Below are 21349 nucleotides of genomic sequence, written 5' to 3'. Positions count from 1 at the left end.
TCATGCGGAGGTGGGTATGGGGATCCGAGTCGCGGTCGCCGGAGCGAGCGGGTACGCCGGGGGTGAACTGCTGCGCCTGATCGCCGGGCACCCGGAGTTCGACCTTGTCGCCGCCACCGCACACAGCCAGGCCGGACACCGCGTCGACGTGGTGCACCCGCAGCTCACCGGGCTCGGCCTGGTGCTCGGCGAGACCGATCCGACGATCCTGGCCGACGCGGACCTGGTCTTCCTGGCCCTGCCGCACGGCCAGTCGGCGGCTCTCGCGGCCCAGCTTCCGGCCGAGGTGCGGATCGTCGACCTGGGCGCCGACCACCGGCTGGCCGACCCGTACGCCTGGGCGCAGTACTACGGCGGCACGCACGCCGGGCAGTGGACCTACGGCCTGCCCGAGTTGCCCGGCCAGCGGGAGCTGATCGCCGCCGCCACCCGGGTGGCGAACACCGGCTGCTACGCCGCCGCGATCACCCTGGCGCTCGCGCCGCTGATCGCCGACGGCGCGGCCAACCCCGCCGACGTGGTGGTGGTCGCCGCCTCCGGCACCTCCGGCGCCGGCCGGGCGGCCAAGGCGCACCTGTTGGCCAGCGAGGTGATGGGCGACCTGTCGCCGTACCGGGTGGGCACCCACCAGCACGTCCCGGAGATCAAGCAGGCCACCGGCGCGACCGGCCTGTCGTTCACCCCGGTCCTGGCGCCGATGCCGCGCGGCATCCTGGCCACCGTCACCGCGGTGCCGGCGCGCGGCGTCGACCCGCAGGAGGTGCTGGCCCGGGCGTACGCGGACGCGCCGTTCGTGCACGTGCTGCCGGAGGGCCGCTGGCCGCACACCGCCGCGACCCTGGGCTCCAACTCGTGTCACCTTCAGGCCACAGTCGACGTCGACTCGGGTCGTCTGATCGTGCTCAGCGCGTTGGACAACCTGGGCAAGGGCGCGGCCGGTCAGGCCGTACAGAACGCCAACCTGATGCTCGGCCTGCCGGAGACGACGGGCCTGTCGATGTGGGGCGTCACCCCGTGAGCGTCACCACCCCCCGGGGGTTCCGGGCGGCCGGTGTGGCCGCCGGCCTCAAGACCAGCGGCGGCCCGGACGTGGCCCTGGTGGTCAACGACGGCCCGGACGCCGGTGTGGCCGGTGTCTTCACCACCAACCGGGTCAAGGCCGCGCCGGTGCTCTGGACCCAGCAGGTGGTGCAGGGCGATGTGGTCCGTGCCGTGGTGCTCAACTCCGGTGGCGCCAACGCCTGCACCGGTCCGGCCGGCTTCCAGGACACGCACGCCACCGCCGAGCACACCGCCGCCGCGCTGACAGCGGTCAGCCCTCGGTTGATCCTCGGCGCCGGTGAGGTCGCCGTCTGCTCGACCGGCCTGATCGGTGAGCGGCTGCCGATGCCGAAGCTGCTGCCGGGCGTCCGCTCGGCGATCCGTGGGCTGTCCCGCGACGGTGGCCCGGCCGCCGCCGAGGCGATCATGACCACGGACACCCGGCCGAAGACCACTGTGACCCGGGGGAGCGGCTGGACGGTCGGCGGCATGGCCAAGGGCGCCGGGATGCTCGCCCCCGGGATGGCCACCATGCTCTGCGTGTTGACCACCGACGCGGTGGCCGGGCCGGCGACGCTGGACGAGGCGTTGCGGGCGGCCACCCGGGTCAGCTTCGAGCGGGTCGACTCCGACGGCTGCATGTCCACGAACGACACCGTGTTGCTGCTGTCCAGCGGCGCGAGCGGCATCGAGCCGACGCCGGCCGAACTGACCGCCGCCGTCACCGCGGCCTGCCACGACCTGGCCCAGCAGTTGGTGGCCGACGCCGAGGGCGCCACCAAGCAGATCGCCATCGACGTGGTCGGCGCGGCGGACGAGGACGAGGCGGTCGAGGTGGGTCGCACGGTGGCCCGCAACAACCTGGTCAAGACGGCGCTGTTCGGCAACGACCCCAACTGGGGTCGGATCCTGGCCGCCGTCGGCACCACCGCCGCCGCGTTCGAGCCGGACGAGGTGGACGTGGCGGTCAACGGGGTGTGGGTGTGCCGGGGCGGCGCCGCCGCCGAGGACCGCTCCAAGGTCGACCTGACCGGGCGGGACGTGACCATCCGGATCGACCTGCACGCTGGTGCGTCGGCCGCCACGATCTGGACCAACGACCTGTCCCACGGGTACGTGCACGAGAACTCGGCGTACTCGACGTGAGGCGCGAGGAACGCAGCGCGGCGGAGTTCCGCAGTCGCGAACGAAAGGCCGGCACTGTGAGTCTCAGCAGCGATCTGGCTCGCGCCCAGGTGAAGGCGGAGACGTTGATCGAGGCGTTGCCCTGGTTGGCGCGCTTCAGCGGCTCGACGGTAGTGGTCAAGTACGGCGGCAACGCGATGACCGACCCGGAGTTGCAGCGGGCGTTCGCCGCCGACATGGTCTTCCTGCGCTACGCCGGCCTGAAGCCCGTGGTGGTGCACGGCGGCGGTCCGCAGATCTCCGCCATGCTGGGTCGCCTCGGCATCGCCAGCGAGTTCCGCGGTGGTCTGCGGGTGACCACCGCCGAGGCGATGGACGTGGTCCGGATGGTGCTCGTCGGTCAGGTGGGCCGGGAGCTGGTCGGTTTGATCAACTCGCATGGTCCGTACGCCGTCGGCCTCTCCGGCGAGGACGCCCGGCTGTTCACAGCGGTGCGGCGTCCGGCGTACGTGGACGGGGTGCCGGTCGACGTGGGCCAGGTCGGGGACGTCGAGTCGGTCGACGTGTCAGCGGTGACCGACCTGATCGAGGCCGGCCGGATCCCGGTGATCTCCACTGTGGCGCCGGACGTGGAGGGTGTGCTGCACAACCTCAACGCGGACACCGCCGCCGCCGCGCTGGCCATCGCGTTGCGGGCCCGCAAGCTGGTAGTGCTCACCGACGTGGCCGGCCTGTACGCGGACTGGCCGGACACCACCAGCCTGGTCTCCGAGATCGCCGCGGACGACCTGGCCAAGCTGCTGCCCAGCCTGGAGTCGGGGATGGTGCCGAAGATGGAGGCCTGCCTTCGGGCGGTGCGTGGGGGAGTGCCCGCCGCGCACGTCGTCGACGGCCGGGTGGCGCACTCCACGTTGCTTGAGGTGTTCACCTCGGAAGGGTTCGGAACGATGGTGGTGCCGGGAGACGGGACGGACGCGACATGAGCACGTTGGCGCAGCGGTGGAAGAACTCCATGATGGACAACTACGGCACGCCGCCGATGGCGTTGGTCTCCGGTCACGGCGCCGTCGTGGTCGACGACGCCGGCCGGGAGTACCTGGACCTGGTGGGTGGCATCGCGGTCAACGCCCTCGGTCACGCCCACCCGGCGGTGGTGACGGCGGTGTCGAAGCAGGTAGCGACCCTTGGACACGTCTCCAACCTCTATGTCGCCGAGCCGCCGGTCGCCCTCGCCGAGCTGCTGTTGGCGCTCGCCGGCCGACCGGGCCGGGTGTTCTTCGCCAACTCGGGCGCCGAGGCGAACGAGGCGGCGTTCAAACTCTCCCGGCGTACCGGCCGCACCCAGGTGGTGGCCACCACTGGCGGTTTCCACGGCCGCACCATGGGCGCCCTCGCGCTGACCGGCCAACCGGCCAAGGCCGACCCGTTCCGGCCGCTGCCCGGCGAGGTGACCCACGTCGACTACGGCGATGTCGCCGCCCTCGACGCGGCCGTCTCTGAGGCCACCGCCATGGTGATCCTGGAACCCGTGCAGGGTGAGAACGGCGTCCGGGTCCCGCCGGCCGGCTACCTCGCCGCGGCGCGACGGATCACCGCCCGGCACGGCGCGCTGCTGGTCCTCGACGAGGTGCAGACCGGCGTCGGGCGTACCGGGCACTGGTTCGCGCACCAGGCCGAGGGTGTGGAGCCGGACGTGGTCACCCTGGCCAAGGGGCTGGGTGGTGGGCTGCCCATCGGTGCGACGCTGGCCTTCGGTCCCGCCGCGGACCTGCTCACGCCCGGCTCGCACGGCACCACGTTCGGCGGCAACCCGGTCAGTTGCGCGGCGGCGCTCGCCGTGGTGGCGACCATCGCCAACGAGGGCCTGCTCGACAACGTCAAGCGGGTCGGCGAGCGGTTGCGCCACGGCATCGAGGCGCTGGGCCACCCGCTGATCGCCGAGGTACGCGGGTCCGGGCTGCTGCTCGGTGTGGCGCTCACCGCGCCGGTGTCGTCGGTGCTGGCCGAGGCGCTGCGGGAAGCCGGCTTCCTGGTCAACCCGGTGCAGCCGGGTGTGGTCCGGTTGGCTCCGCCGCTGATCCTCACCGCCGCCCAGGCGGACACCTTCCTTGCCGCGCTGCCGGCCGCACTGGACGCGACCGCCCCGGCCGCTGCCGGCGCGCAGATCGCACCAGCCACAGTGACCACCACGGCGGGGACGACTCGATGACCCGGCACTTCCTGCGCGACGACGACCTTTCGCCGGTCGAACAGTCAGCGGTCCTCGACCTGGCGGCGCTGATGAAGGCGGACCGGTTCGGCCACCGGCCGCTGGTCGGCCCCCGCTCGGTGGCGGTGCTCTTCGACAAGCAGAGCCTGCGGACCAGGATCTCGTTCGACGCCGGGATCGCCGAGCTGGGCGGACACCCACTGGTGGTGGACACCCAGGTCACCCACTTCGGTCGCGGTGAGTCGCTCGCCGACGCGGGGCGCGTGCTGTCCCGCTACGTCGCGGCGATCGTGCTGCGGACCCACGGTGACGAGCGGATCGCCGAGGTGGCGGCGGGCGCGACGGTGCCGGTGGTCAACGCGCTCACCGACGGGTTCCACCCGTGCCAACTGCTGGCCGACCTGCTCACCATCCGGGAGCGGTGCGGTGGCACGGCCGGCCGCACCCTGGCGTACGTGGGGGACGGCGCGAACAACATGGCGCAGTCGTACCTACTGGCCGGGGCGACCGCCGGGATGCACGTGCGGATCGCCGGCCCGGCCGGTTTCGCGCCCGACACGGCAGTGGTGGAACGGGCCGCCCAGATCGCCGCGCGGACCGGCGGGTCGGTGCGGGTGCTGACCGACCCGACCCAGGCGGTACGCGACGCCGACGTGCTGGCCACCGACACCTGGACGTCGATGGGGCAGGAGTCCGACGGGTTGGACCGGATCACCCCGTTCCTGCCGTACCAGGTCAACAAGGAGCTGCTCGGTCAGGCCGCACCGGACGCGATAGTGCTGCACTGCCTGCCCGCACACCGTGGTGAGGAGATCACCGACGAGGTGCTCGACGGCCCGCAGAGCGCGGTCTTCGACCAGGCGGAGAACCGGCTGCACGCGCAGAAGGCGCTGCTGACGTTCCTGCTGGGCACCGGCACGGGAGGCCAGGCGACCGGCGACGCCGGCACCGGAGGGCAGCGATGACAGCGCCGCTGACTCGCGCGGCCCGGCACGCCCGGATCGTGGAGCTGATCCGCGACCGGTCGATCCGGTCGCAGACCGAGCTGGCCGACCTGCTCGCCGCCGACGGGGTCGGCGTCACCCAGGCCACCCTCTCGCGGGACCTGGAGGAGTTGGGCGCGGTCAAGGTGCGCGGCGGCGACGGTCCGGCCGTCTACCTGATCCCCGAGGACGGGCAGCGACCGTTGCGCGACGCCGAGGCCGCGCCGGCCCGGCTGGTGCGGCTGCTGCGCGAACTGCTCAACGGGGTCGACTCCAGCGGCAACATCGCCGTGCTGCGGACACCGCCGGGTGCGGCCCAGTACCTGGCGAGCGCGTTGGACCGGGCGGGCCTGCCCGAGATCGTCGGCACCATCGCCGGCGACGACACCATCCTCGTGGTGGCCCGTGAGGCCGTCGGCGGCGCCGCACTCGGAGACAAGCTCGCCGGCTGGGCCCGCCGGGAAGACACCGCTGAAGGGAACATCACGTCATGACCGAGCGGGTCGTGCTCGCGTACTCCGGCGGGTTGGACACCTCCGTCGCGATCCGGCGGCGTGCCCCGGACTGCGGCGACACCTTCGACCAGTCCCTGGCCGAGGGCTTCGTGCAGCCGTGGGGGCTGCCGAGCCGGATGGCCGCCGCTCGGCACGCCCGGCTGGGCGGTGGCGGCCAGTGACATCTGTGAGCGCGGAGACTGAGCAGGCGCGGCAGGCGGGCCCCGCAGTCGCGAGCGAAAGGCAACCAACGCAATGATGGGCGACGTGGACGACAAGAGCCTGACTGAGAACAGCGCCGCCACCAACCGGACGAGCCTCTGGGGTGGCCGGTTCGCGGGCGGCCCCGCCGAGGCGCTCGCCCGACTGTCGGTGAGCGTGCAGTTCGACTGGCGCCTGGCCCCGTACGACATCGCCGGGTCCCGGGCGCACGCCCGGGTCCTCGCTGGCGCGGGCCTGCTCGATCCGGAGGAGCTGGGCCGGATGCTGGCCGCGCTGGACGACCTGGAGGCCGCCTGCGCCTCCGGAACGTTCCGCCCCACCATCGACGACGAGGACGTGCACACCGCGCTGGAGCGCGGTCTGCTGGAGCGTCTCGGCAGCCTCGGTGGCAAGCTGCGCGCCGGCCGGTCCCGCAACGACCAGGTCGCCACCGACCTGCGGCTCTACCTGCGCGACCACGCCCGGGGCGTGGCCAGCCGCCTGGTCGAGCTGGCGGATGCGCTGGTCGAGCAGGCCGAGCGGCACGTCGACACCGCCGCGCCGGGCATGACCCACCTCCAGCACGCCCAGCCGGTCACCTTCGGGCACTGGCTGCTCGCCCACGTCCAGCCGCTGCTGCGTGACCTCGAGCGGCTGCGCGACTGGGACCACCGGGCGGCGATCAGCCCGCTCGGCGCGGGCGCCCTGGCCGGGTCCGGGCTCCCACTGGACCCGGTGGCGGTGGCGAAGGAACTGGGCTTCCGTACGTCGTTCGCCAACTCGATGGACGCCGTCGCCGACCGGGACTTCGTGGCCGAGTTCCTCTTCACCACCGCCCTGATCGGGGTGCACTTGTCCCGGCTCGGTGAGGAGGTGGTGCTCTGGACCTCGCACGAGTTCGGCTGGGTGGAGCTGGACGACTCCTTCGCCACCGGCTCGTCGATCATGCCGCAGAAGAAGAACGCGGACATCGCCGAGCTGGCCCGGGGCAAGTCCGGGCGCCTGGTCGGCGGCCTGGTGACGGTGCTCACCATGCTCAAGGGCCTGCCGATGACCTACGACCGGGACATGCAGGAGGACAAGGAGCCGGCCTTCGACGCGGTCGACACCCTGGAGCTGCTGCTTCCGGCCCTGGCGGGAATGATCTCCACGATGACGGTCCGGGTGGACCGCCTCGTCGCCGCCGCTCCGGTCGGCTTCTCCCTCGCCACCGAGGTCGCCGACTGGCTGGTCCGGCGCAACGTGCCGTTCCGCGACGCGCACGAGATCACCGGCCAGTTGGTGGCACTCTGCGCGGCTCGGGAGTGCGAGCTGAACGACGTCTCCGACGAGGACCTGACCGCGATCAGCGGGCACCTCGACCCGTCGGTGCGGGATGTGCTCTCGGTCCGTTCGGCTCTCGCGGCCCGGACCACACCTGGTTCCACCGGCCCTGGCCCGGTCGCCGACCAGCTCGCCGCCGCGGCGGACCGGCTGGCCGGTTGGCGGGAGTGGGCCACCGAGCCTGTCGTTCCGCGCTGAGCTGTGCCGTGGCGTCGGCGCTGGCCGCCGGCGCCGCGGCGGTTCAGGCCGTCGGGCGCTCCCGCTTGGGGAGCTTCGCCACCACCATGTCGTACGACGAGTCGACCGCCTCGGTCAGCTCCTCGTCGTCGATTCCGCCGTCCAGGCGCAGCGTGTTCCACCCGGACCGGCCGATGTAGGCCATCACGCTGGCGTCGTCGGGGTGTCGGTGCAGCCACTCGTCGGCCACCTCCCGGGTCGCGCCGCACTTGATGCCGACCGTCGGCTTGCCGTTGTCGCTGCCGAGGAACGCGAAGATCCGGCCGCCCACCTTCACCACCTCGTCGCCCTCCCACGGCTGGTCCAGCCACGCTCCCGGCTTGGCCAGGCAGTACGCCAGCATCTCCGCGCGCTCCATGGGTGCCTCCTCGTCGTGCGCACAGTGTGCCCGCCCCGCAGCCGTCGCAGGCGCGGCGTGCCGATCCGGGCGTCGGTTTAGGACGTGCCGGATCAGGGGGTCTGCTCGGCCGAGCGGGCGGCGACCCGCTCGTAGCGCTGCCGGGCCGCCTGTGCGCTGCCCAACCCCAGCCCGTAGGCGATCGCCTGCCAGGTCAGCCCCCGGTCGCGGGCCAGCGTCAGCAGGCCGGCCTCCAGGGCGTCGAGCTCGGCGCGGACGTGGGGCAGCAGGGTCAGCGCGGCGGTCAGGTCGGCGGCGTCGATCGGCTCTTCCGCGGGTTCGCGCTCGGCCCCGCCAGCGGCCAGCGCGGTGACCAGGGCGACCGCCTCCCACGGGTCGAGCACGTACGGGTGGGCCCACCGGCCCCGCCGCGTGTCGGTGCCGGCGTGCCGCTCGCTGATTCGTTGCAACGCCTCGTGGGTGCGGTGGGCGCGGGCTCGGCCCGGGTCCGGCGCGGTGAAGATGTCCTCGGTCGTCATACCCCGAGCACACCTTATGAACGTCAAATTGTCAACGAAACGTTGAAGCCTGGCGGCACGGGCATGCCCGTGCCGCCAGGCGACACCTCAGAACGCCAGGTTGAGCTGGCGCTCGTCGTGCATGGGCGTGCAGTACGGGTCACAGGGGCTCGCGGTCAGCACGCCGAACGCGACGCCCGCTGCGAACGGACGCTCGACCGGGATCACCGCGATCCGCACCTGCTGGGTGCCCTCCGCGCAGGTGACCCTGCGAACCGTCGTGCCCGCGCGCATCGTCTGGCCGACCGCCTGCGCGACCTTGACCGTGAGGTCGAAGTCGATGGCCTTCGAGCAGGTGACGGTGACCGGCACGATCGCCGCCGCGCCCTTCGCCTCGATCTTGCCCGTGGCGCCCACCACGAACGCGGTCACAGACGCGTCGTCGGCCTGCGCCGCGGCCCGCAGCGGGACGCTCGCGCTGGCCGACGGGGTGAAGGCCAGGGTCGCGGCCGCCGCGACGAGACCGGTGGCGATCAGTGGTCGCCGGATGCTCCGTACGGTCATGGTGGTTTCCTCCCGTGTGTGTCGTCGCTCCCTGCGACGACATCGGGAACACTCCCGAACCGGCGCTCGGGTTTCACAGTTCGGCCGGCTGTCCGATGTGCGACGTGAGTCTTGTTCGGGCGGCGCGGAAAGGTCAGCGCGCCCGGCCGGTGGCGCGATGGGTACCGTCGGGGACATGACCCTGTCGTCCGGTGACCGCAGCACCGCCGCCGACCTGGTGGCGCTGGCGGACCTTCTCGCCGGTCCACTGCTGCCGGCGGCGCGCGGGCTGTTGGGCTGCCGGCTGCACGTCGGCGGGGTCACCGTCCGGATCACCGAGGTCGAGGCGTACGCGGGAAGTGGCGGTGATCCCGCCTCGCACGCCCATCGGGGCCGCACCCCGCGCAACGCCGTGATGTTCGGCCCCGCCGGGCACGCCTACGTCTACTTCACCTACGGGATGCACTGGTGCATGAACGTGGTCACCGGGGTCGAGGGGGAGGCATCCGCCGTGCTGCTGCGCGCCGGCGAGGTGGTCGACGGGCTGCCCACGGCACGGGAGCGCCGGCCGGCCATCCGGCGGGACGTGGACCTGGCCCGCGGGCCCGCCCGGCTCTGCTCCGCGCTCGGCATCGACCGCGAGGCGTACGGGGCGTACCTGCTCGGCGACGGCCCGGTCCGCCTGCGTCCGCCGGCCCGGCCGGTGCCGCCGGAGACGGTGGTGGCGGGCCCCCGGGTCGGCGTGACCGGCGCCCACGATCTGCCCTGGCGGTTCTGGCTCGACGGCGACCCCACGGTCAGCGCGTACCGCCGGCACGTGCCCCGCATCCGGCGCTGAGCGCGCCGTCCGCGTGTGGGCACGGAAGTCTGTCGGGGGGTGTGGCCATAATCACCGGACCTGCTCACCGACGGTTCGGAGGACGTCATGGCAAGACTGCTCGCGATCGGCACGGCCAAGGGATTGTTTCTCGCCACCAGCACCGACGACCGGCGCAGTTGGGAGATCACCGGTCCGCACTTTCCGATGACCGGTGTCTACGCGGTCGCTGTCGACACCCGGCGTTCCACCCCGCGGCTGCTGGCCGGCATGACCAGCTTACACTTCGGCCCCAGCGTCGCCACCAGCGACGACCTCGGCGCTTCCTGGGACGAGCCCGACCAGGCGCCTGTCGCGTTTCCGGCCGACACCGGCGTCTCCCTCGGGCGGGTCTGGCAGTTGATGCCGGCCGGCCCGGACGAGCCGGACGTCGTCTGGGCGGGCACGGAGCCCTCGGCGTTGTTCAAGTCCACCGACGGTGGCCGCAGCTTCGAGCTGGTCCGGGCCCTCTGGGACCACCCGCACCGCCCGCAGTGGGAGGGCGGCTTCGGTGGTCAGGCGGTGCACACCGTGCTGCCCCACCCCCGTGACCCGGCTCGGCTGCTTGTCGCCATGTCCACCGGCGGGGTCTACCGCTCGGAGGACGCCGGGGCGAGTTGGGCGCCGGGCAACACCGGCATCCGCGCCTACTTCCTGCCCGACGAGTGGCCGGAGTTCGGCCAGTGCGTGCACAAGGTCGCCCGGGACGCCGGCAACCCCGAGCGGCTGTACGCGCAGAACCACCACGGCGTCTACCGCTCCGATGACGACGGCCGCACCTGGTCCTCGATCGCCGATGGGCTGCCCAGCGACTTCGGCTTCCCGATGGTGGCCCACCCGGGGCGCGGCGGCACGGTGTGGACCTTCCCGTTGGTGGCCGACGGCGAGCGGTACCCGACCGACCACCGCTGCCGGGTGTTCCGTTCCGCCGACGGGGGCGGCAAGTGGGAGCCGCTGTCGGTCGGGCTGCCCGAGGGCCCGTTCTATCCGGCGGTGCTACGCGATGCGATGTGCGCCGACGACGCCACCCCCGCTGGCGTCTACTTCGGCACCCGCTCCGGCTCGGTCTTCGCCAGCCGCGACGAGGGCGACTCCTGGTCGTTGGTCGCGGCGCACCTGCCCGACGTGCTCTGCGTTCGCGCCGCGGAGGTCTGAGCGTGGTCACCGTGCTGCTGCCCGGCCCGCTGCGCGGCGAGGCCGGGGGCGCGAGTCGGCTGAGTGTCACCGCCGCCGGGACGCTACGGGCGGTCCTCGACGAGATGGCCGCCGCGCACCCCCGGCTGGCCCGGCGCATCCGCGACGAGCGTGGCGAGTTGCGCCGCTACGTCAACGTCTTCGTCGACGGGGAAGACTGCCGGCACTCCGGCGGTCTGGCCACCCCGGTCAAGGACGGCGCGGAGGTGCAGGTGCTGCCCTCGGTGGCGGGCGGCTGACCGGGCCCACGCGGTGGGAGTTCCCGACCCGATGTCCGGTTGCGGGGGGTGACCGGCGCCACTGCGGGGCGTCCCGCCGGCGGAATAGTTGCGTCGTCAAATAAGTTGAGAGCTGCGTCCGGGTACCACGACGGCACCCGGTTGACACGCGAGGAGCTGGTCATGCAGTTCGGAATCTTCACCGTCGGTGACGTCACTGTCGATCCGACCACCGGTCGGGAGCCGACCGAGCATGAGCGGATCAAGGCGATGGTCGCCATCGCGTTGAAGGCCGAGGAGGTCGGCCTGGACGTCTTCGCCACCGGCGAGCACCACAACCCGCCGTTCGTGCCGTCGTCACCGACCACAATGCTCGGCTACATCGCGGCGCGCACCGAGCGGCTGCTGCTGTCCACCGCCACCACGCTGATCACCACCAACGACCCGGTGAAGATCGCCGAGGACTACGCGATGCTCCAGCACCTCTCCGGCGGCCGGGTGGACCTCATGATGGGCCGCGGCAACACCGGCCCGGTCTACCCGTGGTTCGGCAAGGACATCCGCGCCGGCATCCCCCTGGCCATCGAGAACTACGACCTGCTGCACCGGCTGTGGCGCGAGGACGTGGTCGACTGGAAGGGCAAGTACCGCACCCCGTTGCAGTCGTTCACCTCGACGCCGCGCCCGCTCGACGGCGTGCCCCCGTTCGTCTGGCACGGCTCGATCCGCAGCCCGGAGATCGCCGAGCAGGCCGCGTACTACGGCGACGGCTTCTTCGCCAACCACATCTTCTGGCCCAAGGAGCACACCCAGCGGATGATCGCGCTCTACCGCCAGCGGTACGCGCACTACGGCCACGGCTCCGCCGACCAGGCCATCGTCGGCCTCGGTGGGCAGGTGTTCATGCGCCGCAACTCGCAGGACGCGGTCCGGGAGTTCCGGCCCTACTTCGACAACGCCCCGGTCTACGGGCACGGGCCGTCGTTGGAGGAGTTCACCCGGGAGACCCCGCTGACCGTGGGCAGCCCGCAACAGGTCATCGACCGCACGCTCGGCTTCCGGGAGTACGTCGGTGACTACCAACGGCAGCTGTTCCTGATGGACCACGCCGGGTTGCCGCTGAAGACAGTGCTGGAGCAGCTCGACCTGCTCGGCGAGGAGGTCGTGCCGGTGCTGCGCAAGGAGTTCGCGGCGCTGCGTCCGGCGCACGTGCCGGCGGCGCCGACGCACGCCTCGCTGGTCGTCGCCGCGGGCGGTGCCACTGACAGCACCGTGCACGCCGTCGACGACGTGACGGGCAAGGCGCCGGAGGGGGCGACCCGATGACCCGCCGCACCCTGGCCGTGGTCTCGGCGGGGCTGAGTCAGCCCTCGTCGACCCGGCTGCTCGCCGACCAGCTCGCCGCGGCCACCCGCGACGAGTTGGTCCGGCGCGGCTCCGACGTGGAGCTGCACGTCGTCGACCTGCGCGAGTACGCCCACGACGTGGTGAACAACATGCTCACCGGGTTTGCGCCGGCAGCGCTTCGCGAGGTCATCGACACGGTGACCGGGGCGGACGGGCTCATCGCCGTCACCCCGATCTTCAGCGCCTCGTACAACGGGCTGTTCAAGTCCTTCTTCGACGTCTTGGATTCCGAGTCGATGGTCGACAGGCCGGTGCTGATCGGCGCGACCGGCGGCACCGCCCGGCATTCGCTGGCACTGGAACACGCCGTCCGCCCGATGTTCGCCTACCTCCGGTCGGTGGTCGTCCCGACAGCGGTCTTCGCCGCCCCGGAGGACTGGTCCGACGGCACCGCCGATGGCGCGTTGCGCGCTCGGATCCGGCGCGCCGCCGGCGAGTTGGCCGACCAGATCGAGCGCCGGCCACCGGCCACCGGTCCGGCCGACCCGTTCGCCCTCACCACCGACTTCCTGCAGATGCTGGGCAGAGGTGACGGCGAGCCGGTCAGCTGACCGGGTGGGCGACCAGCACCGGGCAGTGCGCGTGCTGGATCGTCGCCTGACTGACCGAGCCGAGCAGCAGACCGGCGAACCCGGCCCGGCCCCGGGTGCCCACGACCAGCAGCGACGCCGTGCCGCTGGCCTCGATGAGCCCCTGGGCCGCGCCGTCCGCCCGAACCGGATGCTCCCGCACCACAAGGTCGGGGTGTGCGGCGCGCACCGCGGCTGAGGCGTCGGCGAGGAGTGTCACCGCCTCGGCCTGGTACACGGCCTGCGACTCCTCGATCTCGTCCGGCACCCTCCGGTCCTCGTTCGAAGGACCGACGTGCACCAGCACCAGCGGCACGTCCCGCAGCCTCGCCTCGTCGGCGCCCAGGCCCGCGGCGAGCCGGGACGACTCGGACCCGTCCACGCCGACCAGCACCGGGCCGTCGACCGGGATCGGCTGCTCGTCCGGGCGGACCACCAGCACTGGGCAGTGGGCGTGCGCGGCCACCTGCGCGCCGACCGAGCCGAGCAGCAGACCGGTGAACCCGCCCAGGCCCCGGCTGCCCACCACCACCAGCTCCGCCCGGCGGGACTCCTCGATCATGGTGGCCGCCGGGCCTCCGAGGACCTGACGCACCTCGACGGCGAGGCCGGTCCATCGGCCGGTCAGCTCGGCCGCCGTGCGCTCCAACATCTGCTGCGCCTCCTCGGGCGGCGCCGGCACCCCGAGGTCGTACGGGTTGAGCGGCACGCCGTAGCCGGACGGATGCAGGTAGCCGTGCACCAGGAGCAGCGGTCGGGACCGGAGCACGGCGGCCCGCGCCGCGTGTTCGGCGGCGACGAGGCTGGACGGCGATCCGTCAACGCCCACCACGACAGGTCGGTTCATCGGCGCTCCCTGGGTCGGTCAGGTCATTGTCGACCGCTCGGCCGCGCCGCAGGGGCGGACGCGCCGGTTCCGGCGGCCTATCGACTCGACGCTTGCACGTAATTACGTATGTTCGTATTATCGATGGCATGGATACCGTGGAGGATCGACTCGCCGCGCTGGAGGCACAGGTTGCCGCGTTGAGCGAACGGCTCGCCGCCGCTCCGCCGCCGCCACCCGCGCCCGAGGGCACCTTCTGGGCGCTCGACGGCCTCAAACAGCGCCTGCCAACGGACGGGTCGGGCGCGGTGCTCTACACCGGCACCGTCCGCGTCGGCGACCAGCACTACGACTGGCAGTACGGCCGCACCGTCGACGACCTGCTCGCCGTCGACTGGACGGAGCTGTCCAGCATCCTCTCCGCGTTGGCCCACCCGGTGCGGCTGCGGCTACTGCGGGAGATCATCGGCGGCCGGCACAGCACCAGCGAGCTGGCCGAGATCGAGGAGTTGGGCACCACCGGCCAACTGCATCACCACCTGCGCCAGATCACCGCCGCCGGTTGGCTGCGCAGCACCGGCCGAGGCCGGTACGCGGTCCCCGCCGAACGCGTGGTGCCGCTGCTGGCCATCCTCACCGCCGCCGGCCGCTGACCAGACGCGGCTAGGCCGCCCATCCGACGACCCCCACGGAGGAACCACCATGCGCCGGCCGACCGTCACCGTCCTCGTCGTCGCGCTGATCGCCGGCCTGGTCGGGGTAGCGTTGATGCCCCGGGTGCCCCGACTCGGCGCGCAGACCACCGGCGATCGCGACCTGGCCGCTGCCGTACGGTCCGCCACGCCCGACCCGCCAGGGCTGCGCGGACTCGCCGTCGCCCTGGTCGAGAACGGCCGGATCCGCACCGCCGGACTGGGTGACCGGGACCTCGCCGGTCGACCAGTGGAGCCGGGCACCCCGTTCGAGATCGGCTCGGTCACCAAGGCACTCACCGGCATGCTCCTCGCTGACCAGGTCGCCGCCGGCGTCGTCGGCCCCGACGACCGGCTCGGCAGCACCTGGCCCGAGGTCACCGGTCCCGCCCGTGACGTCACGCTCGCCGAACTCGCCAGCCACCGCGCCGGCCTGCCCCGGCTCGCCCCCGGCTCCCCGCTGGGATGGGCCCGCATCCTCTGGTCCAACGTCTCCGGCGGAAACCCCTACGCCGGGCAGGGCGTCGACGCCATCCGCAGCGCCGCCGACCGGGTCAGCACCGAGGACGACGAGCGCGGCGAGGTCCACTACTCCAACCTCGGGCCATCCGTGCTCGGCCACGCGCTCGCCGCGAAGGCCGGCGTCGCGTACCCCGAGCTGCTGCACGACCGCCTGCTACTGCCGCTCGGGATGACGGCCACCATCGTCGCCACCCGCGACGACGACCTGCCGGCCGATCGCGCCCAGGGCAGCCGGGCCAGCGGCCGGCCGCTCGATCCGTGGGCGGGAGCCGGTTACGCGCCGGCCGGCACCGGCCCCTGGTCCACGGCGCAGGACCTCGGCCGGCTGCTCGCCGCAGTCCTCGCCGGCACCGCACCAGGTGCCGACGCCGCCACCGCCCGCTACCGCGAGGACGACGACACCCGCATCGGGTACGGATGGTTCACCACCCGGCACGGCGACCGAGAGGTGGTCTGGCACAACGGCGCTACCGGCGGGTTCCGGTCCTACGTCGGCCTCGAACGGGCGACCGGCCGGGCGGTGGTGGTGCTCGGCAACACCGACAAGGGCGTCGAGCCGATCGGGCTGCGCCTGCTCGGGGTGCCACCGAAGGAGGCCGACTCGGCGACGTCGATGGTGCTGCCGTGGATCGGCGCCGGCCTCGCGGTGGCCTTCACCTTCCTCGGCGGCATCTCCCTGCTCGGCACCGCCCGCCGTCGCCAACTGGACCAGGTGACGCTGCTGGCGGCGGCGGTCTGGGCGTTCGCCTATCTGGGGTTGGGGCACCGGTTGGGGGACTGGTCCGTGGTGCCGGCCTGGCTGTGGCCGCTCGGCGCCTGCCTGTCGGCGGCGGGGGTGGCCCTGGCGGCGACCCGGTGGCGGGCCCTGCCGGTGGTCGACGCGCGGGTGCCGTGGCGTCGACTGCTGTCGGTGGCGAGCTCCGTGGGCGCCGCCGTGCTGGCGGTCGTAGCCGTCGCCGGCTGACTCGGCACCGCTGTCCCCCCCGTTGCGTACCCTCGGCCGATGACCTCCGATCTGCTGCTGCGCCCGGTCCGTGAGGACGACCTCGTCGAGTTCTTCCTGCACCAGCAGGACCCGGAGGCCAACCGGATGGCCGCTTTCGGCCCCAAGGACCCGTCTGACCGTCGGGAGTTCGCCGCACACTGGGCCCGGGTGCTCACCAACCCGGCGAACCTGGTCCGCACCGCCGAGGTCGACGGCGAGGTGGTCGGCTACGTGACCGCCTTCCCGGCCGAGGGGCAGACCGAGGTCAGCTACTGGATCGACAGGGCGCGCTGGGGTCGGGGCCACGCCACCGCGGCCCTGGCCGCCCTGCTGCGCGAACTGCCCCGGCCGGTGCACGCCCGCGCCGCCAAGGACAACGCCGCCTCCCTCGCGGTGCTGCGCAAGTGCGGGTTCGTGGTGGTCGGCGAAGACTCGGGGTACGCCAACGGCCGCGGCGAAGACGTCGAGGAGTGGCTGCTGGAGCTGCCCGCCGACGGCCCTGACCTGGGCGGGCACTAGTCTCGCGGCGTGAACTGGTTGGATCTCGTCGGCTGGGCCGGCTCCGCGGTGCTGGTCTGGTCGCTGCTGCAGTCGCGCATCCTGCGGTTGCGGGCACTCAACCTCGTCGGCTGCTTCGTGCTGATCGGCTACAACGCCGCGATCGAGGTCTGGCCCGGCGTCGGGCTCAACGTCGTGCTCGCGGTGATCAACATCTGGTACCTGCGCGGGATGCTCGCCACCCGGCACGACGAGAAGACCTACCAGGTGGTGGAGGTCGGCGTCGGTGACCAGTTCCTCGCGCACACGCTGCGGGTGCACGCCGCCGACATCGCCCGGTTCAACCCCGGCTTCCACTGGGACCCGGACGCGTCGGGGCGCTCGGCGTTCCTCGTGGTCACGGCCGACGAGGTGGTCGGCGTGGTGCTGTCACACGCCGAGGCGCACGGTGTCGCCCAGATCGACCTGGACTACGTGACCCCGAAGTTCCGTGACTTCACCCCGGGCGAGTTCGTCTACCGGCGCAGCCACCTGTTCACCGAAAGGGGCTTCCACCGGGTGGTCAGCCCGCCCCGGATGGTGGCCCCCTACTACCACCGGCTCGGCTTCCGCCCGGAGGGCGACTCGTACGTCCTCGACCTGCCGACGTCGCCGACGCCCCAGTCGGCGTAGCGTCACCGTCGCCCCAGCCGGCGTAGCCTCACCGACGCCGATTCGGCGTAGCGTCACCTCGCCCGATTCGGCGTAGCGTCGCCCGGGCAGGATTCGGCCGGCACCGGACGGGGCAAAGACACGCCTACGCCGGGCGGGCTCGCCGACCGGCGGGTGCCGCGTGTAGCGGCCGGTGCCACCACCACGAGGGAGCGAACCGGGCGTGCAGAGCTACGGGAGCCAACTGGCCCTGGTCGGAGTCCTGGTCGTGATCAACGCGCTCTTCGCGGGCAGCGAGATGGCGTTGGTGTCGCTGCGCGACAGCCAGATCCAGCGGCTGGAGCGCACCAGCCGGGCCGGGCGGGTGCTGGCCCGGCTCGCCAAGGACCCGAACCGCTTCCTGGCCACCATCCAGATCGGCATCACCCTCGCCGGCTTCCTGGCCTCCGCCGCCGCGGCGGTCTCGCTGGCAAAACCCCTGGTGCCGCTGCTCGGGGTGTTCGGCGGCGCCGCCGAGACGGTGGCCATCGTGGCGGTCACCCTCGCGCTGACCTTCGTCACCCTGGTCTTCGGCGAGCTGGCGCCCAAGCGGATCGCCATGCAGTCCGCCGAGCGCTGGGCGCTGCTGGTGGCCCGCCCGCTCGACCTGCTGGCCAGCCTCACCCGGCCGGCCGTCTGGGCGCTCGGCGCCACCAGCGACGTGGTGGTCCGCCTGGTCGGGCTCAACCCCAAACACGAGCCGGAGGAGATCGGCCCGGACGAGCTGCGTGACATCGTCGCCGGCAACCACGGCTTCACCAAGGAGCAGCGCACCATCATCGCGGGTGCCGTGGAGATCGCCGACCGGCGGCTGCGGGCTGTCCTCGTACCCCGGTTGCAGGTCTTCACGCTCGACAGCGGGACCACAGCGGAGGCCGCGCGGCTCGTGCTGGCCGCCACCGGGCACTCCCGGGCGCCAGTCGTGCGCCACGGCGGGCTGGACGACACGGCCGGAGTGATCCACCTGCGTGACCTGGTGGGCGTGCCCGACGACCGGCCGGTCGACGAGATCGCCCGACCGCCGATGCTGCTGCCCGACTCGCTACCGGTGGTGGACGCGCTGCGCCAGTTCAAGGCCGAGCGTCAGCACATCGCGCTCGTCGTGGACGAGCGCGGCGCCGTCGACGGCATCGTGACGCTGGAGGACATCCTGGAGGAGATCGTCGGCGAGATCTACGACGAGACCGACCGGGATGTGCGATCGGTGCGGCGCGACCCCGACGGTGCGCTGGTGCTGCCCGGCACCTTCCCGGTGCACGACCTGCCGGACATCGGCGTGGAGCTGCCGTCGCGCCCGGCCGGTGACTACACCACGGTCGCCGGGCTGGTGCTGACCCGGCTCGGGCACATCCCCACCGTCGCGGGGGAGGACGTCACGCTCGACGGTTGGGTGCTGGTGGTGGCCGGCATCGACCACCGGGCGATCACCGAGGTACGGCTCAGCCGCGTACCCGACGAAGCCGACGGCGACGCCGACACCGACCAGGCCGCGGAGCCGATGCTGGACGAGGCCCGCAGTTGACCGGTCCGGCTGATGCCGCCGCTCAGGCGGGCGAGAGGTTCTGCAGCCGGACCTGACCACGGGCGACCAGCCGCTCGTCGGCGTCGGTGATCTCCACCTGCCAGAGCTGCTGGCTGCGGCCCCGGTGCACCGGCGTGCCGACAGCCCTCAGCTCCCCGTCCCGGACGGCCCGCAGGAAGTCGGTCTGGTTCGACACCCCGACCACTCTGCCCCGGTCGGCCAGCCAGAGGGCGCCACCCACGCTGGCCGCGGTCTCCACGACCGAGCAGTACACCCCGCCGTGCTGGATGCCGAACGGCTGGTGCAGCTCGGGGCGGACCTGCCAGCTGATGACCACCCGGTCGGCGCTGGCATCCTCGAACTTGAGGCCGAGCAGGGCGACGAGACCGCCCGTCAGATCCGGAATCTCCATGGCAAGGCCCTCCTTGATCAACGGGCGCAAGCCTAGCCGGGGCGGGTTGCGCCAAACCCGGTACGGGTTGGTGCCGGCGATGGGGGAGAATCGGTGACCGTGACCGACAGCAGCCCTCCGCCGCCCGGGCGGGACTCCCTGACCGACGACCTGCTCTGGCGTGGCCTGATCCAGGACTCGACCGGCCTCGACGAGCTGCGCGAGCTGCTCGACGGCGGGACGGCCGCCACCTATTACGTGGGCTTCGACCCCACCGCCCCGAGCCTGCACGTCGGCAACCTCATGCAGGTCACCACGGCCCGCCGGCTGCAACTCGCCGGCCACCGCCCGTTGCTGCTGGTCGGTGGGGCGACAGGGCAGATCGGTGACCCGAAGGAGAGCGCCGAGCGGACCCTCAACCCGCCCGAGGTGATCGCCGGCTGGGTCGAGCGCATCCGTGACCAGCTGGCGCCGTTCGTGTCGTACACCGGGGACAACGCGGCCCAGGTGGTCAACAACCTGGACTGGACCGGCGAGATGTCGATCGTCGAGTTTCTCCGCGACGTGGGCAAACACTTCCCGGTGAACAAGATGCTCGCGCGGGAGGTGGTGCGGGCCCGGCTGGAGACCGGCATCAGCTTCACCGAGTTCAGCTACCAGCTGCTTCAGGGCAACGACTTCTTCGAACTGCACCGCCGGCATGGCTGTCAGCTCCAGTTCGGTGGCTCCGACCAGTGGGGCAACATCACCGCCGGCGTCGACTACGTCCGCCGACGCGGCGCGGGGCCGGTCCAGGCGTTCACGACGCCCCTCGTCACCAAGGCCGACGGCACGAAGTTCGGCAAGAGCGAGGGGGGCGCCGTCTGGCTCGACCCCACGATGACCAGCCCGTACGCGTTCTACCAGTTCTGGCTCAACGTCGAGGACCAGGAGGTGGACCGCTACCTGCGGTACTTCAGCTTCCGGACCCGCGACGAGTTGGAGGAGCTGGCGAAGGCGACAGCCGAACGACCGGCGGCCCGGTTGGCGCAGCGGGCGCTCGCCGAGGAGCTGACCACCCTGGTGCACGGTGCCGACGAGACCCGACAGGCGATCGCCGCCAGCCAGGCGCTCTTCGGCCGCGGATCGTTGGACGAGCTGGCGCCGGAGACCCTGCGCGCCGCCCTGACCGAGGCGGGTCTCGTACGCCTCACCGGCGAATTGCCGGATGTGGCGGGTCTGCTGCGCGACTCCGGTCTGGTGAGTGGCCTCAAGGAGGCTCGGCGGGTGATCGCCGAAGGCGGGGCCTACGTCAACAACAACCGGGTGACCGCTGTGGACGCCGAGGTGTCGCCGGCCGACCTGCTGCATGGGCGATACCTGGTGCTGCGCCGGGGAAAGCGCTCCTTCGCCGGCGTTGAGCTGGGTGAATAGCCATCTGTCGACGATGTGACGGGGGACGCGTCCGGCGGATTTGACGATCATCCCGCCGGACGCGTAACTTTCTCTCTGCCAGCGCGGAACGGACGAAACAGGCGAAAGCCGAAAGCGGCCGGAGCGCAGGTCAACGGCCTGGGGGTCGGGTGGGCACGCCCACCGGAGCCCCACCCGGGAGGTGCCGCCAGAATCGCCGCGAGGCGGATTTGGCGCCGCGAAACCGACCGGGTATGGTTACGAACCGGCAGGGCACCGGGCGGGTCGCGGGAAATCGCGACGGCCGGCCTGCCGAATCCATGACGAGAGCGGCGCAAGCCGGTTGCGACATGGTGCCCGCATTATCGGTTGAAGCATGACGAACCGCGAAATATCGGTTTGACACGGTGGAAACGAGCGGGTAACGTAGTAAAAGTGCCTGGCGCTGATAGCGCTGGGGACGGGGTACGGAAAAGCCCCGGGTTGGGGTTCCACGTGGTGGGGCTTCTGGTCGGTGTGTGGTTGTTCTTTGAGAACTCAACAGGGTGCTTGTAAAGCCAGTGCCAATTATGATTT

Annotated in this window: 24 protein-coding genes; 19 read left to right on the top strand and 5 right to left on the bottom strand. The window is 72.3% G+C overall.

Annotation, left to right across the window (positions count from 1 at the left end):
* The first annotated feature begins 16 nt into the window (after nt 1–16).
* The 8 genes from argC (at nt 17) to argH (ending at nt 7574) form a co-directional block, all read left to right on the top strand.
* Nucleotides 17–1018: an N-acetyl-gamma-glutamyl-phosphate reductase gene (gene argC / locus AB0B94_RS31415; RefSeq protein WP_357288995.1), complete on the top strand. Its 1002-nt coding sequence runs from the start codon at nt 17–19 to the stop codon at nt 1016–1018.
* A complete protein-coding gene (gene argJ, locus AB0B94_RS31410; RefSeq protein ID WP_357288992.1) occupies nt 1015–2187 on the top strand; it encodes a bifunctional glutamate N-acetyltransferase/amino-acid acetyltransferase ArgJ in 1173 nt (390 codons plus the stop codon). The genes argC and argJ overlap by 4 nt, the downstream gene beginning before the upstream one ends.
* A gap of 56 nt (nt 2188–2243) precedes the next feature.
* The gene (gene argB, locus AB0B94_RS31405; RefSeq protein ID WP_238671102.1) at nt 2244–3149 is read left to right on the top strand and encodes an acetylglutamate kinase; all 906 of its coding nucleotides are present in this window, start codon (nt 2244–2246) and stop codon (nt 3147–3149) included.
* A complete protein-coding gene (locus AB0B94_RS31400) occupies nt 3146–4375 on the top strand; it encodes an acetylornithine transaminase (protein ID WP_357288988.1) in 1230 nt (409 codons plus the stop codon). The genes argB and AB0B94_RS31400 overlap by 4 nt, the downstream gene beginning before the upstream one ends.
* Nucleotides 4372–5340, top strand: coding sequence for an ornithine carbamoyltransferase (gene argF, locus AB0B94_RS31395; protein WP_357288985.1), 969 nt, complete (start codon nt 4372–4374; stop codon nt 5338–5340). The genes AB0B94_RS31400 and argF overlap by 4 nt, the downstream gene beginning before the upstream one ends.
* Nucleotides 5337–5852, top strand: coding sequence for an arginine repressor (locus AB0B94_RS31390; RefSeq protein ID WP_238671099.1), 516 nt, complete (start codon nt 5337–5339; stop codon nt 5850–5852). The genes argF and AB0B94_RS31390 overlap by 4 nt, the downstream gene beginning before the upstream one ends.
* The gene (locus AB0B94_RS31385) at nt 5849–6034 is read left to right on the top strand and encodes a hypothetical protein (RefSeq protein ID WP_357289178.1); all 186 of its coding nucleotides are present in this window, start codon (nt 5849–5851) and stop codon (nt 6032–6034) included. Before AB0B94_RS31390 ends, AB0B94_RS31385 begins: the two co-directional genes overlap by 4 nt.
* A gap of 76 nt (nt 6035–6110) precedes the next feature.
* Complete coding sequence (gene argH, locus AB0B94_RS31380; protein WP_357288981.1) at nt 6111–7574, top strand: argininosuccinate lyase; 1464 nt, start codon at nt 6111–6113, stop codon at nt 7572–7574.
* A gap of 43 nt (nt 7575–7617) precedes the next feature.
* Here the strand turns inward: argH and AB0B94_RS31375 are convergent, their stop codons facing one another.
* The 3 genes from AB0B94_RS31375 to AB0B94_RS31365 all read right to left on the bottom strand — a co-directional run bounded on the left by AB0B94_RS31375 (nt 7618) and on the right by AB0B94_RS31365 (nt 9032).
* Nucleotides 7618–7971 carry an MmcQ/YjbR family DNA-binding protein gene (locus tag AB0B94_RS31375; protein ID WP_238671096.1) on the bottom strand — a complete coding sequence of 118 codons (354 nt, stop codon included), beginning with the start codon at nt 7969–7971 and terminating at the stop codon, nt 7618–7620.
* A 92-nt stretch (nt 7972–8063) separates the two neighbouring features.
* Complete coding sequence (locus AB0B94_RS31370; RefSeq protein ID WP_210786251.1) at nt 8064–8489, bottom strand: DNA-binding protein; 426 nt, start codon at nt 8487–8489, stop codon at nt 8064–8066.
* An 87-nt stretch (nt 8490–8576) separates the two neighbouring features.
* Nucleotides 8577–9032 (bottom strand): hypothetical protein, encoded by a 456-nt coding sequence (locus AB0B94_RS31365; protein ID WP_357288973.1) that lies wholly within the window; start codon nt 9030–9032, stop codon nt 8577–8579.
* Between the two features lie 175 nt (nt 9033–9207).
* On the opposite strand from AB0B94_RS31365, the gene AB0B94_RS31360 reads away from it, so the two are divergent.
* From AB0B94_RS31360 to AB0B94_RS31340, 5 genes are all read left to right on the top strand, one after another.
* Complete coding sequence (locus AB0B94_RS31360) at nt 9208–9849, top strand: DNA-3-methyladenine glycosylase (protein ID WP_357288970.1); 642 nt, start codon at nt 9208–9210, stop codon at nt 9847–9849.
* A gap of 87 nt (nt 9850–9936) precedes the next feature.
* Nucleotides 9937–11022, top strand: coding sequence for an exo-alpha-sialidase (locus AB0B94_RS31355; RefSeq protein WP_357288967.1), 1086 nt, complete (start codon nt 9937–9939; stop codon nt 11020–11022).
* Nucleotides 11023–11024: 2 nt separating this feature from the next.
* Entirely contained in the window at nt 11025–11300 is a 276-nt protein-coding gene (locus AB0B94_RS31350; RefSeq protein WP_357288963.1) for a ubiquitin-like small modifier protein 1, read from the top strand.
* Between the two features lie 162 nt (nt 11301–11462).
* Nucleotides 11463–12605 carry an LLM class flavin-dependent oxidoreductase gene (locus tag AB0B94_RS31345; RefSeq protein ID WP_357288959.1) on the top strand — a complete coding sequence of 381 codons (1143 nt, stop codon included), beginning with the start codon at nt 11463–11465 and terminating at the stop codon, nt 12603–12605.
* Nucleotides 12602–13237: an FMN reductase gene (locus AB0B94_RS31340; RefSeq protein ID WP_357288956.1), complete on the top strand. Its 636-nt coding sequence runs from the start codon at nt 12602–12604 to the stop codon at nt 13235–13237. Before AB0B94_RS31345 ends, AB0B94_RS31340 begins: the two co-directional genes overlap by 4 nt.
* Here AB0B94_RS31340 and AB0B94_RS31335 read toward each other — a convergent pair.
* Nucleotides 13230–14102: a universal stress protein gene (locus AB0B94_RS31335; protein WP_357288953.1), complete on the bottom strand. Its 873-nt coding sequence runs from the start codon at nt 14100–14102 to the stop codon at nt 13230–13232. The two genes, AB0B94_RS31340 and AB0B94_RS31335, sit on opposite strands and share 8 nt — an antisense overlap.
* Before the next feature lie 128 nt (nt 14103–14230).
* Between AB0B94_RS31335 and AB0B94_RS31330 the strand changes: the two genes are divergently transcribed.
* From AB0B94_RS31330 to AB0B94_RS31310, 5 genes are all read left to right on the top strand, one after another.
* Nucleotides 14231–14734 (top strand): helix-turn-helix domain-containing protein, encoded by a 504-nt coding sequence (locus AB0B94_RS31330; protein WP_357288950.1) that lies wholly within the window; start codon nt 14231–14233, stop codon nt 14732–14734.
* Between the two features lie 49 nt (nt 14735–14783).
* Nucleotides 14784–16259: a serine hydrolase domain-containing protein gene (locus AB0B94_RS31325; protein ID WP_357288947.1), complete on the top strand. Its 1476-nt coding sequence runs from the start codon at nt 14784–14786 to the stop codon at nt 16257–16259.
* A 39-nt stretch (nt 16260–16298) separates the two neighbouring features.
* Nucleotides 16299–16799 (top strand): GNAT family N-acetyltransferase, encoded by a 501-nt coding sequence (locus tag AB0B94_RS31320; protein WP_357288944.1) that lies wholly within the window; start codon nt 16299–16301, stop codon nt 16797–16799.
* 9 nt (nt 16800–16808) lie between these two features.
* Nucleotides 16809–17450 carry a YgjV family protein gene (locus tag AB0B94_RS31315; protein WP_238671087.1) on the top strand — a complete coding sequence of 214 codons (642 nt, stop codon included), beginning with the start codon at nt 16809–16811 and terminating at the stop codon, nt 17448–17450.
* A 202-nt stretch (nt 17451–17652) separates the two neighbouring features.
* On the top strand, nt 17653–18990 hold the full coding sequence (locus AB0B94_RS31310; protein WP_357288940.1) for a hemolysin family protein: 1338 nt from the start codon (nt 17653–17655) through the stop codon (nt 18988–18990).
* A gap of 22 nt (nt 18991–19012) precedes the next feature.
* On the opposite strand, the gene AB0B94_RS31305 is transcribed toward AB0B94_RS31310, so the two are convergent.
* Nucleotides 19013–19402 carry a PaaI family thioesterase gene (locus AB0B94_RS31305; RefSeq protein ID WP_357288937.1) on the bottom strand — a complete coding sequence of 130 codons (390 nt, stop codon included), beginning with the start codon at nt 19400–19402 and terminating at the stop codon, nt 19013–19015.
* A gap of 99 nt (nt 19403–19501) precedes the next feature.
* Here AB0B94_RS31305 and tyrS point away from each other — a divergent pair, with 99 nt between their 5' ends.
* Nucleotides 19502–20794: a tyrosine--tRNA ligase gene (gene tyrS / locus AB0B94_RS31300; protein ID WP_357289155.1), complete on the top strand. Its 1293-nt coding sequence runs from the start codon at nt 19502–19504 to the stop codon at nt 20792–20794.
* Nucleotides 20795–21349 lie beyond the last annotated feature (555 nt).

This window comes from Micromonospora sp. NPDC048986 (assembly GCF_040649335.1).
GTDB lineage: Bacteria > Actinomycetota > Actinomycetes > Mycobacteriales > Micromonosporaceae > Micromonospora > Micromonospora alfalfae.
Note: the sequence above shows the minus strand (reverse complement) of the source record. Positions and strands in the feature narration are given on the sequence as shown.

Coding starts and splice junctions, on each gene's coding strand:
- AB0B94_RS31345 (WP_357288959.1), top strand. CDS start 11,463: ATGCAGTTCGGAATCTTCACCGTCGGTGACGTCACTGTCGATCCGACC.
- argF (WP_357288985.1), top strand. CDS start 4,372: ATGACCCGGCACTTCCTGCGCGACGACGACCTTTCGCCGGTCGAACAG.
- AB0B94_RS31325 (WP_357288947.1), top strand. CDS start 14,784: ATGCGCCGGCCGACCGTCACCGTCCTCGTCGTCGCGCTGATCGCCGGC.
- AB0B94_RS31400 (WP_357288988.1), top strand. CDS start 3,146: ATGAGCACGTTGGCGCAGCGGTGGAAGAACTCCATGATGGACAACTAC.
- AB0B94_RS31375 (WP_238671096.1), bottom strand. CDS start 7,971: ATGGAGCGCGCGGAGATGCTGGCGTACTGCCTGGCCAAGCCGGGAGCG.
- AB0B94_RS31370 (WP_210786251.1), bottom strand. CDS start 8,489: ATGACGACCGAGGACATCTTCACCGCGCCGGACCCGGGCCGAGCCCGC.
- AB0B94_RS31355 (WP_357288967.1), top strand. CDS start 9,937: ATGGCAAGACTGCTCGCGATCGGCACGGCCAAGGGATTGTTTCTCGCC.
- AB0B94_RS31365 (WP_357288973.1), bottom strand. CDS start 9,032: ATGACCGTACGGAGCATCCGGCGACCACTGATCGCCACCGGTCTCGTC.
- AB0B94_RS31385 (WP_357289178.1), top strand. CDS start 5,849: ATGACCGAGCGGGTCGTGCTCGCGTACTCCGGCGGGTTGGACACCTCC.
- AB0B94_RS31330 (WP_357288950.1), top strand. CDS start 14,231: ATGGATACCGTGGAGGATCGACTCGCCGCGCTGGAGGCACAGGTTGCC.
- AB0B94_RS31305 (WP_357288937.1), bottom strand. CDS start 19,402: ATGGAGATTCCGGATCTGACGGGCGGTCTCGTCGCCCTGCTCGGCCTC.
- argC (WP_357288995.1), top strand. CDS start 17: ATGGGGATCCGAGTCGCGGTCGCCGGAGCGAGCGGGTACGCCGGGGGT.
- AB0B94_RS31335 (WP_357288953.1), bottom strand. CDS start 14,102: ATGAACCGACCTGTCGTGGTGGGCGTTGACGGATCGCCGTCCAGCCTC.
- argH (WP_357288981.1), top strand. CDS start 6,111: ATGGGCGACGTGGACGACAAGAGCCTGACTGAGAACAGCGCCGCCACC.
- AB0B94_RS31360 (WP_357288970.1), top strand. CDS start 9,208: ATGACCCTGTCGTCCGGTGACCGCAGCACCGCCGCCGACCTGGTGGCG.
- AB0B94_RS31390 (WP_238671099.1), top strand. CDS start 5,337: ATGACAGCGCCGCTGACTCGCGCGGCCCGGCACGCCCGGATCGTGGAG.
- AB0B94_RS31320 (WP_357288944.1), top strand. CDS start 16,299: ATGACCTCCGATCTGCTGCTGCGCCCGGTCCGTGAGGACGACCTCGTC.
- AB0B94_RS31340 (WP_357288956.1), top strand. CDS start 12,602: ATGACCCGCCGCACCCTGGCCGTGGTCTCGGCGGGGCTGAGTCAGCCC.